A 538-nucleotide genomic window follows, 5' to 3' on the forward strand; every position below is an offset into this window, starting at 1 on the left:
GCGCAGTTAATCTTGGCATTGTAACATATAATAACCCACAGCCTCACCTCTGTCGCCTTCTCCGTTCTATTGAGGTGGCGGCCGACCGCCTTCAAAGCGATCGTTGCGGCGTCCAGTTGCTTAGTATCGATTGCGGAAACGCGATTGAATGGGAGCCGTGCACGGTAATTCATCGCCGCCTAGCCCCCGAAGGAAATCTCGGATTTGGCCGGGGCATGAATCGGCTGATGGCGGAAGCTTTCGCGGATCAGGGTACGCGGTACTTTCTTTGCGTGAATCCGGACGGGCTACTCCATCCAGACTTGCTATCGGAGATGGTGCGGACCTCCGACCAATACCCTGCCTCCCTCATTGAAGCGAGGCAGTTTCCCGAAGAACATCCAAAGCCATACGATCTTGATGGGACAACTACGTTTGCGTCAGGAGCATGTTTGTTGATACCAAGAGCCATTTATGAAACAATCGGAGGCTTCGACGACAATATTTTCATGTATATGGAGGATGTCGATTACAGTTGGCGAGCTCGAGCTGCCGGCTT

The 538-nt window shown here is 52.8% G+C and carries 1 protein-coding gene; it reads left to right on the plus strand.

The annotated features are described in order from the left end of the window. Positions 1 to 227: 227 nt before the first annotated feature. The coding region (locus AC4FS3_RS29370; protein ID WP_491023473.1) for a glycosyltransferase family protein at positions 228 to 538 on the plus strand (311 nt) is incomplete at its 3' end.

This window comes from Pseudogemmobacter sp. TB195 (assembly GCF_058313095.1).